Raw genomic sequence first — 17339 nt, forward strand, 5'->3', positions numbered from 1 at the left:
CGTCAGCCGACGAACTGACGCATCAGCATGACGGCGGCCCAACCGCCGATCAGCATCGGGATTGCACCGAAGCGCAAGCCGATCAGGAAGGCCGCCGCCATGGCGACCTTCACGTCGATCTCGCCATAGAAGAAGGCTGGCGCGACAAGGGTCGTCAAAACCGCTGCCGGAACCGCGTTCAGCGCCGCCTCAAGTCGGGGCGGCATGTGCTTCAAGCGCTTCACCAAAATATAGCCGCCAATGCGGGTCGCGAAGGTCGCAGCGGCGGCGGCCGCGATCAACAGCGTCATGTAGGGCGTGAAGAGTGTGCTCATCGGCTCGCCTCCTCGCGTTCGACCGGAGGTTGGGGCAGCGGCAGCATGGCCGCCAGGAGGACGCCGGCGAGTGCCCCGACACTGATGTGCCAGGGTGAGCCGATCAGATGCTGGGCAATGACGGAGACCACCGCACTGACCGCCACGATCAGCAGGAAATTGCCGCGCTTGCGGAAGCCGAGCACCAGGCCGAGGAAGTAGATCGGCAGCAGCACGTCGATGCCCCAGTCCGCCGGGTCGCCCATCGCCTTGCCGACCAGTCCGCCGACGGCTGTCATGGCGACCCAGGGCGCATAGATCATCACACCGAAACCGACATACCAGGGGAACGAGACGCCGCGGCCGCTTTCGCCACGCGCCAGCGTTTCGGCGAATTGCGGATCGGTGAGCAGGAAGAAGCTCAGCATTTTCTGGGGCAGCGTGAAATGATCCATGAAGGGCGTGATCGCGGCCGAATAGAGGATGTGCCGGAAGTTCACCGCGAGGATCGACAGGATCACGACCCACATGGGCACGGCCTGGCCGAAGAGCTCGATGCCGACCAACTGACTTGCGCCGGCATAAACCGTCGCGCTCATCAGGGCGGCCTCGGCGACGGTCTGTCCATTTGCGACCGCCACGGCGCCAAACAGCACGGCGAAGGGGCCGGCTGATATGATGACGGGCAGGGCCTTCAACGCACCCACGGTGAACTCTGATCGGGACATGGCGCAGTTTCTCACGTTTCTCTGCTGGCTAGCCGCTGTCGGCTTGTCCGACAAACCAATTCCGCTGATGGAACGACCATCGGCATTGATGATTGCCTATTGGCATTGGGTGACTGCCGGCGTCTTGTCGAAAAGACGCATTCAAGGAAGTTCACGGACTGCCCGCGCTCCGGCTTCATCGCCGCGGCTGTCGATTGTGGTCAGATCGACACCGGGCTTCGGCCGTCAATCACGACCCGCTTGCGCTGTGAAATCGGCGGATATCTGAAAATACTGTTTTCAGGTTCCTCCTGAATCAGCGCTCCTTCCACTTCGACCGCGCTGATCCAGGATAGGCCATATTGGGTGGCGAGATCCCGAACGGCTCTCCAATGCGCCGCTTTAGCGGTGTCTCCGGCTCGGATGGCGCTTCTGATATAGGTGATGCACTCGTCGGACAGTCCCACTGTCAGAGGGTGTCCCCACGCCTCGCGCAGCGCACAGAAGTCGCGCCAAACCTCGCCGCTGACAACAAAGATCACGTCAGGGCGATAGTCCTTCATCGTCCTGGCCCGACTGTCACATGAGTGCGTTGCGCGACATCTGTGTCAGCGTTCCCCAGCGCCAACCGCGCTTCATCTAACTCCTGAGAGCAACCGTCGCGGAAACCATTCCGGTCAGCTGAGGGACCCATCGAAATTTTGGCTATTTCTTCGGCCGGATCTGGAACGTGTGTTCCTGGCCAGGGAAGATGCGCTCCTTGACCTCAGCCGCGTAGTCGCTTGCGGCTTTCTCGATCACCTCGGCAAGTTCGCTGTAGTGCTTGACGAAACGCGGCTTGAACTCGTTGAAAAGGCCAAGCATGTCATCGGAGACGAGGATCTGGCCGTCGCAGGCCGGCGAGGCGCCGATGCCGATGGTTGCTGCCTTCACCGTGGTGGTGATCTCGCGGGCGAGCGGCTCGACAGTGCCTTCGATCACCATGGCAAAGGCACCGGCTTCATCGATCGCCTTGGCATCGCGGCGGATCTTGTCCTGCTCGACTTCGCTATGCCCCTTCGAGCGATAGCCACCCGACGTATTCACCTGCTGCGGCATCAGGCCGATATGGCCGAAGACGGGCACGCCGCGGCTGACAAGGAATTCGACGGTTTCCGCCATTTCCGCGCCGCCTTCGAGCTTCACGCCGTCGCAGCCGGTCTCCTTCATAAGGCGGACAGCATTGCGGAAGGCCTGTTCCTTGCTCTCCTGGTAGGAGCCGAAGGGAAGGTCGACGATGACGCAAGCACGCGACACGCCGCGCATGACGGCCTGCCCGTGGGCGACCATCATGTCCATTGTGACGCCGACGGTCGTGTCCATGCCGTAGAGCACCATGCCGAGGCTGTCTCCGACGAGCAGCAGGTCGCAGTGGCGGTCGAGGATGCGGGCGATGGGGGTCGTGTAGGCGGTCAGCGACACGATCGGCCTGACGCCTTTAAGGGCGGTGATGTCGGCCGGGGTGAAACGCTTCTGGCGGGGTGGTGTGCTCATGTTCAGGCGGCCTCCATGCCGGTGGCGGCCGCTTGGCCGATTATGCGGTTATCTAGAAGCTTTGTTTTGCCGAAGCGCACGTAAAGAAGCACGAGGGCGGTCTCCTTGACCGTCTCGATGCGCTCGAGCGTGCGCGGATCGCGGATGGCTACCACCTCCGGCTCGGCCAGCGATTCTGTCTGCAAAAACTCGACGAGTTTTGCTTCCAGGGTCGCGACGTCGCGGATGCCGGTAAGCAGAAGCCTTTCGGCCTCGCCAAGAGTCTTCGGTACGATCACGGCTGCGGCACGTTCGGCGGGCGAGAGATAGACGTTGCGCGAGGAACAGGCGAGGCCGTCGGCTTCGCGGACCGTTGGCACGGGTACGACGCGCACCGGCTGGGCCAGATCTTCGACCATCTTCTGAATGATGGTGACCTGCTGGTAGTCCTTCTCGCCGAAATAGGCGGCATCCGGCTGGACGATGTTGAAGAGCTTGGTGACCACGGTCGCCACACCGGCGAAGTGGCCCGGACGAGCCTCGCCTTCGAGCTCCGAGCCGAGTTTCGGCAGATCGACGACCGTCTGCATCGGTTCGGGATACATGTCTTCCACGCCCGGCGCGAAGAGATAGTCGACGCCGGCCTGTTCCAGCATCGCGCTGTCACGGGCAAGGTCGCGTGGATACTTCGCCAGATCCTCGTTTTTGCCGAACTGAAGCGGATTGACGAAGATCGAGACGACCGTGACGTCGTTTTCGGACTTGGCGCGGCCGACCAGGCTCAGGTGACCCTGATGCAGATAACCCATGGTCGGCACGAAGCCGATGGTCTGGCCGGCGCGGCGGCGGGGCGCGAGCTTCTGTCGCAAAGCGGCGATCGTGGTGATGACTTCCATGACCGGCGTCCTCCCTGTCTTCTCACTGGCTCGGCTCTAGCGCTTGCCGTCAAAAAAGGCAATCGCACGAATCCTTTGCAGAAACTTCCTCAGAAACCGATTCGGCTGCTGTCGATGATCTCGACGTCCGCCTCGCGCATGGCCTCGATTACGTCCTCCACGCCCTTCGCATCGATACCACGGCAACCATCGGCGATCAGGCGGACCTTGACGCCCGGCAGCATGTCCACGGCATCAAGAGCTGAAAACTTCACGCAGTAGTCTGTGGCCAGTCCCATGACGTGGAGTTCGGTCACAGCCTTTGCCTTCAGCCAGTCGGCCAGACCGGTGAGTGCGGCTTTGTCATTGTCGCGGAAGGCGGAATAACTGTCCACGGCGGGGTTCTCGCCCTTGCGCTGGACGAAATCGATGCGGTCTGTGTCTAGATCGGGGTGAAAGTCCGCGTCCTGCGTGCCCTGCACGCAATGGTCCGGCCACATCACCTGCGGCTGCCCGGAGAGTTCGCCCATGTCGAAGGGCTTCTTGCCCGGATGCTGGGAAGCGAAGCTGCCGTGGTTTGCAGGGTGCCAATCCTGCGAGGCAACGACCAGATCATAAGTGCCGTTTGCCATCAGGCGGTTTGCCACGGACACGACTGCGTCGCCGTCTTCAACCGGCAGATTGCCGCCCGGGCAAAAACCGTTCTGGATGTCGATAAGCAGCAGGGCCTTGGTCATGATCGCACTCCCATTCTTGTGCGGCGCAAGATGGCAATCGATAGCGGCGGGATCAAGAGCATTCCACGGTTTCCGGAGAGGTTTCAGAAAATGGAACAATCACGCTTTTGCCACGTTCGGCCTTGGTGATTGTTGTCTTTACCTCAAAAGGTCAGGGCCAATTTTCCATCTCGCATTACGATTGGAACCGGTATGTTTCTCACTATCACCGCTGTCATATTCGGCGTGCTGGGCCTGGTGCTCGGCATCGGTGGCGCACAGCTCTTGCTGCTCGGCGGCAGCCCTTATTTCCTGATCGCCGGCCTTGTTTTTCTCGGGACGGCCTTGCTGCTTGTCCTGCGCAGGGTCGAGGCTCTCTGGCTTTACGGCCTTTTCATTCTTGGCAGCCTCGTCTGGGCGCTGTCCGAAGTCGGGCTCGACTGGTGGCAGCTTGGACCGAGAGGTGGACTGATCGTCGTTCTCGGCCTCTGGCTGATGCTTCCGGCGGTTCGCCGGCAATTGGGGCCGGCCCATCGCCGTGGCCGTGTGGCGGCGGGTCTCCTGCCGGTCGCCGTGCCCGTGCTGATTGCGACGGTGGTCGCTGTCATTTCGCTGTTTACCAACTCGTATGACCGCGATGGTCGGCTTCCGACCGAACAGGTGGCGGCAGCGCCGGCGCTTGGTGGTGACGTGCCCGACGCTGACTGGCACCAGTATGGTCGCACACCCTACGGGCAGCGCTATTCGCCGCTGACCCAGATCGATACCGAAAACGTTCAGGATCTGAAGATCGCCTGGACCTATCAGACGGGTGACGTCAAGCTGCCGGAGGATGTTGGCGAGACGACCTATCAGGTCACTCCGCTCAAGGTCGACGATACGCTCTACCTCTGCACGCCGCACAATTGGGCGATCGCAGTGGATGCCGAGACTGGGCAGGAAAAGTGGAAGTTCGATCCGAATGCCGGCCTCGAACCCGACCGCCAGCACCAGACCTGCCGCGGTGTCACCTACTACCGCGATCCGACAGCCGTTGAAGGCACTGTTTGTGCCGAACGCGTTTACCTGCCGACCTCGGACGCGCGTCTGATCGCGCTTGATGCCGGAACCGGCGCCATCTGCGAGAATTTCGCCAATGGCGGCACGCTGCGTCTCGAGCAGAACATGCCCTACAATCCGGCCGGTTACTACTACTCGACGTCGCCGCCGGTCATCGCTGCTGGCAAGATCATCATTGGGGGTGCCGTCAACGATAACTACTCGACGCAGTCGCCGTCCGGCGTGATCCGTGCCTTCGATGTAAACACGGGCGAACTGGTCTGGAACTGGGACAGCGGCAACCCGACGGAAACTGCTCCGATCGGCCCCGACGAGGCCTATACGCCGAATTCTCCCAACAGCTGGTCGATCTTCTCGGTCGATGAAGCACTCGGCCTCGTCTATATCCCGCTCGGCAATCAGGTTCCTGACCAGCTCGGCATGGGGCGCAGCGAGAGTGTGGAGAAATACTCGTCTTCGATCGTCGCGCTCGACGTCAACACGGGACAGGATCGCTGGGTGCGCCAGACCGTGCATCACGATCTCTGGGACATGGACGTGCCGGCACAGCCCGTGCTTCTGGATTTGACGAATGCCGAGGGTGCGGTGACACCCGCGCTGATTGGCCCAACGAAGCAGGGTGACATCTATGTGCTGGACCGCCGGACGGGCGAGCCGATCATTCCGGTGCGCGAGATCCCGGCACCGGGTGGTGCGATCCCCGAAGACTTCACAGCGCCGACCCAGCCGATCTCGGATCTGACCTTCCGTCCGCCGACACTCACTGAAAGCAACATGTGGGGCCTGACGATCATCGACCAGATGATGTGCCGCATCCAGTTTCATCAGCTGAAATACGAGGGTCAGTACACGCCGCCTTCGCTGGAAGGGACACTCGTCTATCCCGGCAATTTCGGCACCTTCAACTGGGGTTCGGTCGCCGTCGATCCGGAGCGCCAGGTGATGTTCGGCATGCCGACCTATCTCGCCTTTACATCGAAGCTGGTTCCGCGTTCCGACATTCCGCCGAAGGAAGAAGGCGCAACAGGGTCCGAGCAGGGACTGAATCGCAACGAGGGCGCACCTTACGGCGTCGTCATGGGGCCGTTCCTGTCGCCGCTCGGCATTCCCTGCCAGGCGCCGCCGTGGGGCACCATTGCCGGCGTCGACTTGCGGTCGGGCGAGATCGCCTATCAGAAGCGCAATGGTACGATTTACGACATGACGCCGCTGCCGCTGCCCTTCAAGGTCGGAGTGCCAGGTATTGGTGGTCCGATGATCACCAAGGGCGGCGTGGTGTTCCTCGGTGCAGCCGTCGACAACTACCTGCGTGCCTATGACCTGACGACCGGCGAGCAGCTTTGGGAGATCCGCCTGCCAGCTGGTGGCCAAGCGACCCCGATGACCTATGCGCTCGACAACGGCAAGCAGTATGTCGTGATGGTCGCTGGCGGTCATGGCTCCGTGGGCACGGATCCGGGCGACTATATCATCGCCTACTCGCTGCCCGATTGACCATGGTTCAGTAGTCTTGAACCCGCCCGCGATCGCGGGCGGGTTCACTTTCGGCACACTTCAGCGTGTCTGGCCTTGCTGCGAAACGGAACGTTAACCATGTGATTCTACACACATGTCGTAACGTGAGGATGTTTCGCATGAGTAGCCAAGCCATGAACGGCCAGTCCAACCCGACGACAATCGCCTTCTTTCCGCTCGCGAGCCGCCGGGATCTGGTGCGCCGTTCCGCGATCGAACTCGACCGCCTGAATGGCTATGCCGCGACGGAATTCTGGAAGACGACATGCCGCCGGCTCGGCAACGAACTTCTCGAACTCGGTTGCCCGGAAGACGAGATGCGGGCCGAAATCATGGACTTCCAGGCGGCAGTGCAGGTCGAACTGATGTGGCTGCATCGCGAGGAAGCCGCGCAGGGCTGAGTGCCCGAGGTCAGGCGCGATACTTCCTGTTGGCAACGCTGGCCGGTGCTTGTCCGCCATCTCACCTCTCCGGTATGACGGCGCCAGCATCACTCCAGTTCGAGCAGCGCAGCCTTGGCCAAACTTCATTTCATCTATGCCACCATGAATGCTGGCAAATCGACGCTTCTTTTGCAGGCTGCGTACAACTACCGCGAACGCGGTATGCGGGTGGCAATGCTGATCAGCGCGCTGGACAATCGCGCGGGCAAGGGCTTCATCGGGTCGCGGATCGGTTTAAAGGCCGAGGCCGATGCCTTTGGTCAGGAAGAAGATCTCTTCGCCGCAATCAAGGCCGATCACGAGACTTCACCGCTCTCCTGCGTCTTCATCGACGAGGCACAGTTCATGACGACGGATCAGGTCTGGCAGCTTGCGCGGGTCGTCGATGTGCTCGACCTCCCGGTCATGGCCTATGGTCTCAGAACGGATTTCCGCGGTGAACTTTTCCCCGGCTCCAAGGCGCTGCTCGCGATTGCCGACGAACTCACCGAGGCCCGTTCCATCTGCCATTGCGGCCGCAAGGCGACCATGGTCGTTCGTGTCGGCGAAGACGGCAAGGCACAGCGGGACGGTGCGCAGGTGCTGATCGGTGGAAACGAGACCTACACCTCTCTCTGCCGCCGTCATTGGCAATTGGCCTTCGCCGCGGAAGAAGTTACCGCCAGCAAGTGAGCATTTGCAGCGTCAGCCGTTCCGGTTGACCAGCTTCTGCCAGAGCAGCAGTCCGCCGCGCGCCAGAACCCGGCTCAGCTCCAGATAGGCCCGGTAGGGCAGAACCGTGAGATAACGCCAGCGCGGCAGCTTGTGGGCGTTGATGTTGCCCTGGATCTGCGATTCGAAATCGGAATCCTGGCTCGCCACCAATGGGCTGACGAAGGCGCCCTTCAGACCTGATAGATATTCGAGATCGAAGGCGATGTCATAGGCAAGGCGCATCGGCACCAGTTTCTCCGCAATCCAGCGGGCGGCCTTGCGGTTGATCATGTAGGCGCCCGAGCCCTTCTCACGGGTGAGGGCAATTGCCAGCGAGCGACGGTCCGTCAGCTTGCGATAGGGGAATTTCCGGCCGCTGCTGACTGTGGTGAGGCGCAAAATGTCCCAGGCGTCGGCATTCTTCGCTGCAGCATCGATCGTTTCGAGAAAGTCCGGCTCGAATGTCACGTCGTCTTCGAGGATGAGGCAAAGATCCGCGTCGGAGGCGAGAAAGCGGCGTGCGCAATCGACATGGCTCAGATAGCAGCCGACCTCGCCGTGTTTCAGGCGACGGCCATGCAGCAGCTTGTAGGAGAGTTCGGAGAATTCCGGAATCGGGAAGTTGAGGTTGCGCCCGATCACCGCCGGGACACGCTCCGCGACGATGCCAGCGTTGGCCGTCTCGCGGTTCATCACCTCCATGCGATCTTCCGCGCCGTCCATGTTGATCAGGTAGACGGCGAGGTTCAGGCGGCTTTCCGGAAGGACTTGCAAAGCTGTCTCCAATGACAGGGTCGAACAGACTGCCTTCTGCGCAATCCGCACGAAAGCGTCAATAGTGCCTGTCGTCTCAGGCCTTCTCGACGAAACCGTCGAGCACGCGCTTCTGGCCGGCGCGGTCGAAATCGATGGTCAGCTTGTTGCCTTCGATGGCCGAGATATTGCCGTTGCCGAACTTCATATGAAAAACGCGGTCGCCCACGGAAAAGCGTGACGGTTCCGATGTCGTGGACTTGGCGACGAGCTCGCCGTCGATCGTCTTTGCGCGTGGTCCGCTTTCGCCGTAACCGATGCGCTCAACCGCGTGACCCGAGCGGTTGCCCCAGTTGTCGCGTGTGGCGTCGGTCTTGTTGGCTTGGGCGCGCTTCCAGCCTGGCGTCGAATAGCTGTTCTGGAAGGGCTCCTGCTTGTCGAAGCGGGACTGGCCATAGGGGTTGCGGCCATAGCCGCCATAGGAGGTCTCGGCTTCGGCGACCTCGACATGGGCGGGCGGCAGCTCTTCGAGGAAGCGCGAGGGCAGGGTGGATTGCCAGAGGCCGTGAATGCGGCGGTTCGAGACAAACCAGATGTGGCAACGGCGCTTGGCGCGAGTGATGCCGACATAAGCGAGCCGGCGCTCTTCCTCGAGGCCTGAGCGTCCGCCTTCGTCCAGCGCGCGCTGATGGGGAAACAAGCCTTCTTCCCAGCCGGGCAAGAAGACGGTCTCGAATTCCAGGCCCTTGGCCGAATGCAGCGTCATGATCGACACGGCGTCGAGGTTCTCGTTGGTCTCGGCATCCATGACCAGCGAAACATGTTCGAGGAAGCCGCGCAGGCTCTCGAAGGCTTCCATCGAGCGGATGAGTTCCTTCAGGTTTTCCAGACGTCCCGGCGCTTCCGCCGACTTGTCGTTCTGCCACATGGCCGTATAGCCGCTCTCGTCGAGGATCTGCTCGGCAAGTTCGGTATGCGGCGTGTTTTCGAGCAGGGTCTGCCAGCGGCGGAAATCGGTGACGACGTCGAAGAGCGCCTTGCGGGCCTTGGGCTTCAGCTCGTCGGTTTCGATGATGTCTGCTGCTGCCGCGAGCATCGGTATGTCCCGGGCGCGGGCATAGTCATGCAGATTGCGGATCGTCGTGTCGCCGAGGCCGCGCTTCGGCGTGTTGACGATGCGCTCGAAGGCGAGGTCGTCGGCCGGCTGGCATACGAGGCGGAAGTAGGCCATCGCATCACGGATTTCGAGGCGCTCATAGAAGCGCGGGCCGCCGATGACGCGGTAGTTGAGACCCAGCGTGACGAAGCGATCTTCGAATTCGCGCATCTGGAAGGAGGCGCGGACCAGGATCGCCATGTTGTTCAGCGGGTGCTGGTTACGCTGCAGCTGTTCGATCTCTTCACCGACGGCGCGGGCTTCCTCTTCAGAATCCCAGGCGGCATGGACGACGACCTTGTCGTCGTTGGGATCGACGCGGTCAGTAAAGAGGGTCTTGCCGAGGCGGCCCTCATTGTGCGCGATCAGAAAACCGGCGGCACCGAGGATATGCTCGGTCGAACGGTAGTTTCGCTCGAGCTTGATGACCTTGGCGCCGGGGAAATCCTTCTCGAAGCGGAGGATGTTGTCGACTTCGGCGCCGCGCCAGCCATAGATCGACTGGTCGTCATCACCGACGCAGCAGACGTTCTGCGGCACGCCCGGCGGCCGCTGGGCGAGCAACCTGAGCCACATATACTGGGCGGTGTTGGTGTCCTGATACTCGTCGACCAGCACGTATTTGAAGCGCTGGTGGTATTCCTTCAGGACATCAGGGTTCGCCTTGAACATGCGGATCGGATGCAGGAGCAGGTCGCCGAAATCGCAGGCATTCAGGGTCTTCAGACGGTTCTGATAGGCGATATAGAGCTCGCGGCCCTTGCCGTTGGCGAAGGCGCGGGCGTCGCCCTCGGGAATCTGGCTTGGGTCGAGACCCTTGTTCTTCCAGCCGTCGATCATCTGGGCAAATTGCTTGGCCGGCCAGCGCTTGTCGTCCAAACCTTCAGCCTGGATGATCTGCTTGATCAGACGCACGACATCATCGGTATCCAGGATGGTGAAGTCGGAGCGTAGGTCAACCAGTTCAGCGTGGCGGCGCAAGAGCTTGACGCCGATCGAGTGGAAGGTGCCGAGCCAGGGCATGCCTTCGACGGCGCCGCCGACAAGATGGCCGATACGCTCCTTCATCTCGCGGGCAGCCTTGTTGGTGAAGGTCACCGCCAGGATCTGGCTCGGGAAGGCCTTGCCGGTTGCCAGGATATGGGCAATGCGGGTGGTGAGCACGCGGGTCTTGCCGGTGCCGGCGCCTGCGAGCACGAGTACCGGACCATCGACGGTTTCGACGGCTTCACGCTGTTCCGGGTTCAGGCCGGAGAGATAATCGGGCGCACGAGCCTGATCACGGGCAGCCATAGCGCGGGCCGCAATGCCAAGGCCACCGGCAGCAGGAGCGCCAGAAGTGGGGGCAGGGGACGCGGCAGGCTTGCGCGGTGCGGGTTCTTCGTCGAAGAAGGGAATGTCGTCGAAACCGTTACTCATGCGGCTCAATGTAGTGATTCGGGTCGGAAAGGCCAGTGACGGCGTTCTGGTTTTATTCCTTGCGCCGTGTTGCGCACGGATTTCGGCAGGCTTTAGGCTTTAGGCTTTAGGCTTTAGGCTGTGGGATGTGCTAGGCTCCCGTCCGTACGGTTTCGCCCGGCATGCAGGGGTTGCGGGATCACGGCGGCGTGAAAAGACGCGAGATTACAAATCAGTAAGCTTGACGTTCTGGCATTGCCACTGACTGTTTGCGCCCGATACTTAACCGCTGACATTCCGTTTTACATTTTGGAGCCTTGCATGCCGGTTTGGAAGCAACTCGCCATCAGTTTCGCCGTTCTTTTCGTCGGTCTCTGTTCCCTCGTCTATTTTTCACCCGGAGCGGGGCAGGCGCTCGTTTCAATGGGGGTGCCCGCTTCGGCCGTGGCGCTCGTGTCGGGCACGGCAGAAGGTGAAGGGCAGGGACAGCGGGGCCAGGGGCAGGGCGGGCAGCAGGCGCAGTCCGGTGGACAGGGGCAGGGCCAAGGAAGCCGGCGTGGTGGCGGCAATCAGGCCATTCTCGTGGCTACACAGCCAGTCGCCATGGGTGTCGTCAACGACCGCCTGAGCGCCATCGGCGACGGGGAGGCGATCGAGGCGGTGACTGTCATGCCGCAGGCGTCCGGAACCCTCGACGAGATCCTCGTGTCTTCCGGCCAGAAGGTCAGCAAGGGTGACCTCATCGCCCGGCTCGATCGTGAGGAGCAGGTCATCCTGCGCGATCAGGCGGCCGTTGCGCTTCGCAGTGCGAAGGAGAAGGCCGAATCCTACCGCAATCTCCAGAGCTTCTCGCGGCTCGACGTGCTCGACGCGCAAATTGCCGAAGAACAGGCGCAGCTGCAATTGACCACCGCCGAACTCAACCTGAAGCGCCGCGACATCGTGGCGCCGATCGATGGTGTGATCGGTATCGTTGGCGTCAGTGTCGGCGACAATGTCACGAATACGACAGCCATCGTCTCTCTCGACAATCGCAGCCAGCTGCTCGTCGATTTCTGGGCTCCCGAACGTTTCGTCGCGGCCGTGCGGCCGGGCATGCCGGTCGAAGCCAAGTCCGACTCGCGTCCAGGCCAGGTTTTCCAAGGCACGGTCGAAGCGGTCGATAGCCGCGTGGATCAGGCGAGCCGCACGATCCGCATTCGCGCCAAGATCGACAATCCCGACGATGTGCTGCGCGCCGGCATGTCGTTTGCTGTTGCGATGCGGTTTCCCGGTGACAGCTATGCGGCCGTAAACCCGCTCGCGGTGCAATGGGACGGTGAGGGCTCCTTCGTCTGGCAAATTGTCGACAACAAGTCCGTGAAGACGCGCGTGACGATCGTGCAGCGCAATTCTGACCAAATCCTCGTCGAAGCACCGCTCAAGGAAGGCGACGTGGTCGCCGTCGAAGGGCTCCAGCGTGTGCGTGAGGGTGGGACCGTCGAAATTGCCGGCGAAACCCGCGCCGATGCCGAGGAGGTTGCTGTTCGATGAGCGCGAGTGAGAACGGTTCCGAACAGTCCGGGCGCAGCTTTACCGCCCTTTTCGTGCGCCGCCCGGTTCTGGCGGCGGTGCTGAATACACTGCTTGTCGTTGCAGGTCTGGCTGCCCTTGCCGGCATCGAAATCCGCGAATTGCCTGACGTCGACCAGCCTGTCATCACGGTCAGCACGGACTATGATGGTGCTTCCGCGCAGACCATGGACCAGGAGGTGACGCGCATCATCGAGGGCGCAGTCGCCCGGGTCAGCGGCCTCAAATCCATGTCGTCGCGCTCCCAGTTCGGCGAGAGCCGTACGACGCTGGAGTTCAGCGACAATGTCGACTTGGCAGTCGCCGCAAACGACGTGCGCGATGCGCTCGGTCGGGTGCGCAACCAGTTGCCCGACGACACGGACGAACCGCGCATCGTCAAGGCGGACGCTGATTCGCAGCCGATCATGCGGCTTGCCGTGACCTCCACCACGCTCTCGATGGAAGACCTGACGCTGCTGGTGGACAACGAGATCTCGGACCGGCTGGCAGCCGTCGAGGGCGTCGCCGACGTCCAGATCTATGGTGATCAGGAAAAGGTTTTCCGCATTGACGTCAACCAGGCGGCACTCGCCAGCCGAGGCTTGAGTGTGGCCAGCCTTGCATCCGCATTGCAGAATTCCTCGCTCGACGTTCCCGCCGGTTCGCTCGAATCACAGACGCAGGACATCGTTGTGCGGGCGACCGCCAGCCTCGCCACCGTCGACGATTTCGAGAATGTGTTGATCGGTGAGCGCGTGCGGTTGCGCGACGTGGCGACCGTGACGCTCGGGCCCGACGATGGTTCGACCTCGCTGCGTTCCAATGGTGTGCAGGGTGTCGGTCTCGGCATTATCCGTCAGGCGCAGTCCAACACGCTGAACATCTCCGCCGGCGTCCATGGTGCCGTCGAGGGCATGGCGAGCGCCCTGCCGGAGGGTACGCGGGTAATCGTCACGAGCGACGATGCGGTCTTCATTCAGGGCGCTCTGCACGAGGTTGAGATCGCGCTCGGGCTCTCCGCCGTGATCGTGCTTGTGGTCCTCTTTCTGTTCCTGCGCGACTGGCGCGCGACGTTGATCCCGGCGCTCACCATGCCCGTCGCTCTGATCGGCACGCTGGCTGCGATCTATATGGTCGGCTTCTCGATCAACATTCTCACACTGCTCGCAATCGTTCTCGCGACCGGCCTCGTCGTGGACGACGCGATCGTCGTTCTCGAAAACATCGTCCGCCGCCGGGCTGAGGGCATGGGGCCGCGCGCGGCTGCAGTGCTCGGAACACAGGAAGTTTTCTTTGCGGTCCTTGCGACCACGGCCACACTCGCTGCAGTCTTCGTGCCTTTGTCCTTCCTGCCGGGCCAGCTCGGTGGTCTCTTCCGCGAATTCGGCTTCGTGCTGGCCTTTGCGGTTCTGCTCTCGTCGGTCACGGCGCTTACCTTGTGTCCGATGATGGCATCGCGCATGCTCAAACGGGAAGCCGATGACGACCGGGGATTGCTCGGTGCGTTCGGCAAGCGCTTTGCCGGCTTCTATGGCCAAACGCTTCGGGCCTGCCTTTCAAATCCGTTGATCGTCTGCGTCGTTGCTGCGGTGTTCTCCGGCGCCGCCTACCTCGCGTTTACGTCAATCCAGAGCGAGATCACGCCCCGCGAAGACCGCTCGGTTGTGCTGATGCGGCTTTCCACCCCGCAGGGGTCGAGCCTTGCCTATACGCGTGATCAGGTGCAGCGGGTGGAGGAGAACCTGAAGCCGCTCCGTGACAGCGGGGAGATTGTCAGCATATTCTCGATCTCCGGTCAGGGCTCATCCAACAGCGCCTTCATGGTGATAACGCTGGCACCCTGGTCGGAGCGTGAACGCAGTCAGAACCAGATCGTTCAGGACGTCAACGCCGCCGCCGCTCTGGTGCCGGCGCTGCGTGGCAATGTGTTCCAGACCAACAGCCTCAGAATCCGTGGTGCCGGCAGCGGCCTGCAGATGGCGGTCGTTGGTTCGAACCATGAAACGCTGACGGCATCGGCACTGCAGATCGTCGAGCAGTTGCGTGACCGTCCGGAGTTCCAGACACCGCGTCTCGACAATGAGCCGACCCAGGCACAGATCTCGGTGACGATCGACCGCGAACGGGCCTCCGATCTTGGCATAGATATCGGCGCCATCGGCACGTCGTTGCAGGCGCTGCTCGAGGGACGTTCGGTCACCGATGTCTTTGTCGATGGTAATTCGATCCCGGTTCGCCTTGTGTCGAGCACGCAGCCGATCAATGACCCGACGGATCTGGAAAACATCTTCCTCACTACATCCGACGGTCGCGTCGTTCCGATGTCGACGATTGCCTCGCTCCAGGAGAATGCCGTCTCGCCGACGCTGAACAGAGATCAGCAGCTCGCCTCGGTGTCCTTCTCGGCAGGCCTCGGCGACGGCGTTGCGCTCGGAGATGCTGTCGAGATGGTGACACAGATTGCGCAGCCTTTGCTGCCGCCAGGCTCGCGCCTGATCCCGCTGTCCGAAGCGGCGACGCTGGAGGAGAACAGCTATGGCATGGCGCTGACCTTCGGCTTCGCGATCGCGATCATTTTCCTGGTGCTCGCCGCGCAGTTCGAAAGCGTTGTGTCTTCGCTGATCATCATGGCGACGGTGCCGCTCGGGCTTGCCTGTGCCGTCTTTGCGCTTGTTGTCACTGGCTCGACGCTGAACGTCTATAGTCAGATCGGCCTTGTGCTACTCGTTGGCGTCATGGCGAAAAACGGCATCCTGATCGTCGAATTTGCCAACCAGTTGCGTGACAGGGGGCTATCCGTTCGCGAGGCGATCGAAACGGCCTGCACCATCCGTCTTCGTCCCGTGATGATGACGATGATTGCAACCGTGCTCGGTGGCGTGCCGCTGGTGCTGGCGCAGGGCGCCGGTGCGGAGGCGCGCATCGCGCTCGGTTGGGTGATCGTCGGCGGTCTCGGCTTTGCGACCCTCGTGACGCTCTACATCACGCCGGTCGCCTATCTCCTGCTTGCCCGCTTCTCCAAGCCGCATGCCCAGGAAGAGGCGCGCCTGAAGACGGAACTCGAGGATGCCACGCTGAAGATCGCCAATGATCGCGGCGTGCCGCCGAGGGTTGCGGCCGAGTAACAGGAAGAGCGTGCCTGTGCGGCTGTCTGACGACTGGACAATCTCCGAGCCCTATCCCATAGCAGGGACGCACCGATTTCCCGGTGCGTCCCAAGGCTATTATTCGGGAGGTCGCGGATGGCCCGCAAGGATGTGATCGACGGCAAACGCAATGAAGAAGGCATCGCTCTGGCCTTGCCGCTCCTCAAGCAGCGTTTCGGGGAGCGCTTCCAGACAGGTCAGTCGTTTCGCGACCAGCACAGCCACACCACCACCTATCTGCCGTCACAACGACCGGATGGGGTCGTCTTCGCCGAAAGCAGCGAGGATGTTCGAGAGGTCGTGCGGATCTGCGCCACGCATCGCGTGCCGGTCGTGCCCTTCGGCACGGGCTCCTCTCTGGAGGGGCAGGTGAACGCACCTTGCGGCGGCATATCGATCGATTTCAGCCGCATGAACCGGATCCTCGCGGTCAATGCCGAAGATTTGGACTGCACGGTCGAGCCGGGCGTGACGCGTGAGGATCTCAACACCTATCTGCGCGACACCGGTCTCTTCTTCCCCATCGATCCGGGCGCGAATGCGTCGCTCGGCGGCATGGCTGCAACGCGTGCATCCGGTACCAATGCGGTGCGTTATGGCACGATGAAGGACAATGTGCTGGCGCTGACGGTGGTGACGGCCGATGGTGAGGAGATCCGCACCGCGCAGCGGGCCCGCAAGTCCTCGGCCGGCTATGATCTGACGCGGCTGTTCGTCGGTTCGGAAGGCACGCTCGGGGTGATCACCTCGGTTACGCTCAGGCTCCAAGGCATTCCGGCGAAGATCAGCGGCGGTGTCGTGGCTTTCCCGACGCTCGAAGACGCCTGCAATGCCGTGATCATGACGATCCAGATGGGCATCCCCGTGGCGCGCATCGAACTCCTGGACGAGATGCAGATCCGCGCCTGCAACGCTTATTCGAAGCTTTCCTATGCCGAGCGTCCGACCTTGTTCGTCGAGTTCCATGGCACGGAAGAGACGGTGGCGCTCCAGGCCGAACAGTTCGGCGAGATCGCGGCCGAGTTCGGCGGTGGAGAATTTGCCTATACCGCCAATGCGGAAGAGCGAAATCAGCTTTGGAAGGCGCGCCACAATGCCTATTGGGCAAGCCGGGCACTGGCGCCGGAACTTTCGGCCCTGTCGACGGATGTTTGCGTGCCGATTTCGCGTCTCGCGGAATGCGTGACCGCGACGCAGGCTGATATTCGCGAACATGGCTTTCTGGCCCCGATTGTCGGTCATGCCGGAGATGGCAATTTCCACGTCCTGCTGTTGTTCAACGACAAGGACGCCGCTGATGTCGAGAACGCCGAAGCCTTTCTGGAGCGGCTGAACGGGCGGGCGCTTGCCATGGAAGGCACCTGCACCGGCGAACATGGGGTCGGACAGGGCAAGATCAGCTATCTGGAGCAGGAACTGGCCTCCGCACTGCCGGCGATGCGCGCCGTCAAGGCTGGGCTCGATCCTGACAATATCTTCAATCCCGGCAAGATCTTTCGGCTGTGACTGCAAGAGCTTG

The 17339-nt window shown here is 61.9% G+C and carries 14 protein-coding genes; 6 read left to right on the top strand and 8 right to left on the bottom strand.

The window, feature by feature from the left end; genetic code table 11:
• Positions 1-2 precede the first annotated feature (2 nt).
• From IP85_RS21545 to pncA, 6 genes are all read right to left on the bottom strand, one after another.
• Positions 3-314, bottom strand: a complete 312-nt coding sequence (locus IP85_RS21545) for an AzlD family protein (RefSeq protein WP_054151704.1) — start codon at positions 312-314, stop codon at positions 3-5.
• Positions 311-1021, bottom strand: coding sequence for an AzlC family ABC transporter permease (locus IP85_RS21550; protein WP_054151705.1), 711 nt, complete (start codon positions 1019-1021; stop codon positions 311-313). Before IP85_RS21550 ends, IP85_RS21545 begins: the two co-directional genes overlap by 4 nt.
• A gap of 200 nt (positions 1022-1221) precedes the next feature.
• Positions 1222-1563 carry a hypothetical protein gene (locus IP85_RS21555; RefSeq protein WP_054151706.1) on the bottom strand — a complete coding sequence of 114 codons (342 nt, stop codon included), beginning with the start codon at positions 1561-1563 and terminating at the stop codon, positions 1222-1224.
• A gap of 142 nt (positions 1564-1705) precedes the next feature.
• Positions 1706-2533: a 3-methyl-2-oxobutanoate hydroxymethyltransferase gene (gene panB / locus IP85_RS21560; RefSeq protein ID WP_054151707.1), complete on the bottom strand. Its 828-nt coding sequence runs from the start codon at positions 2531-2533 to the stop codon at positions 1706-1708.
• A 2-nt stretch (positions 2534-2535) separates the two neighbouring features.
• Positions 2536-3408 (bottom strand): pantoate--beta-alanine ligase, encoded by an 873-nt coding sequence (panC, locus tag IP85_RS21565; protein ID WP_054151708.1) that lies wholly within the window; start codon positions 3406-3408, stop codon positions 2536-2538.
• An 89-nt stretch (positions 3409-3497) separates the two neighbouring features.
• Positions 3498-4124, bottom strand: a complete 627-nt coding sequence (gene pncA, locus IP85_RS21570; protein WP_054151709.1) for a bifunctional nicotinamidase/pyrazinamidase — start codon at positions 4122-4124, stop codon at positions 3498-3500.
• A gap of 192 nt (positions 4125-4316) precedes the next feature.
• Between pncA and IP85_RS21575 the strand changes: the two genes are divergently transcribed.
• From IP85_RS21575 to IP85_RS21585, 3 genes are all read left to right on the top strand, one after another.
• Positions 4317-6656 (top strand): glucose/quinate/shikimate family membrane-bound PQQ-dependent dehydrogenase, encoded by a 2340-nt coding sequence (locus tag IP85_RS21575; protein ID WP_054151710.1) that lies wholly within the window; start codon positions 4317-4319, stop codon positions 6654-6656.
• Between the two features lie 140 nt (positions 6657-6796).
• Complete coding sequence (locus IP85_RS21580; RefSeq protein ID WP_054151711.1) at positions 6797-7078, top strand: DUF6074 family protein; 282 nt, start codon at positions 6797-6799, stop codon at positions 7076-7078.
• Between the two features lie 114 nt (positions 7079-7192).
• On the top strand, positions 7193-7792 hold the full coding sequence (locus tag IP85_RS21585; protein ID WP_054151712.1) for a thymidine kinase: 600 nt from the start codon (positions 7193-7195) through the stop codon (positions 7790-7792).
• Positions 7793-7804: 12 nt separating this feature from the next.
• Here IP85_RS21585 and IP85_RS21590 read toward each other — a convergent pair whose 3' ends face one another.
• A complete protein-coding gene (locus IP85_RS21590) occupies positions 7805-8587 on the bottom strand; it encodes a glycosyltransferase family 25 protein (RefSeq protein ID WP_054151713.1) in 783 nt (260 codons plus the stop codon).
• A gap of 76 nt (positions 8588-8663) precedes the next feature.
• Positions 8664-11141: a UvrD-helicase domain-containing protein gene (locus tag IP85_RS21595; RefSeq protein ID WP_054151714.1), complete on the bottom strand. Its 2478-nt coding sequence runs from the start codon at positions 11139-11141 to the stop codon at positions 8664-8666.
• Between the two features lie 300 nt (positions 11142-11441).
• Here IP85_RS21595 and IP85_RS21600 point away from each other — a divergent pair, with 300 nt between their 5' ends.
• The 3 genes from IP85_RS21600 to IP85_RS21610 all read left to right on the top strand — a co-directional run bounded on the left by IP85_RS21600 (position 11442) and on the right by IP85_RS21610 (position 17326).
• Entirely contained in the window at positions 11442-12653 is a 1212-nt protein-coding gene (locus IP85_RS21600) for an efflux RND transporter periplasmic adaptor subunit (RefSeq protein WP_054151715.1), read from the top strand.
• Positions 12650-15799 (top strand): efflux RND transporter permease subunit, encoded by a 3150-nt coding sequence (locus IP85_RS21605; protein WP_054151716.1) that lies wholly within the window; start codon positions 12650-12652, stop codon positions 15797-15799. The genes IP85_RS21600 and IP85_RS21605 overlap by 4 nt, the downstream gene beginning before the upstream one ends.
• A 117-nt stretch (positions 15800-15916) precedes the next feature.
• Positions 15917-17326, top strand: a complete 1410-nt coding sequence (locus IP85_RS21610; protein ID WP_054151717.1) for an FAD-linked oxidase C-terminal domain-containing protein — start codon at positions 15917-15919, stop codon at positions 17324-17326.
• The last annotated feature ends 13 nt before the right edge of the window (positions 17327-17339 follow it).

Origin of the sequence: Rhizobium sp. AAP116, from assembly GCF_001295785.1 — a bacterium.
Lineage (GTDB): Bacteria > Pseudomonadota > Alphaproteobacteria > Rhizobiales > Rhizobiaceae > Allorhizobium.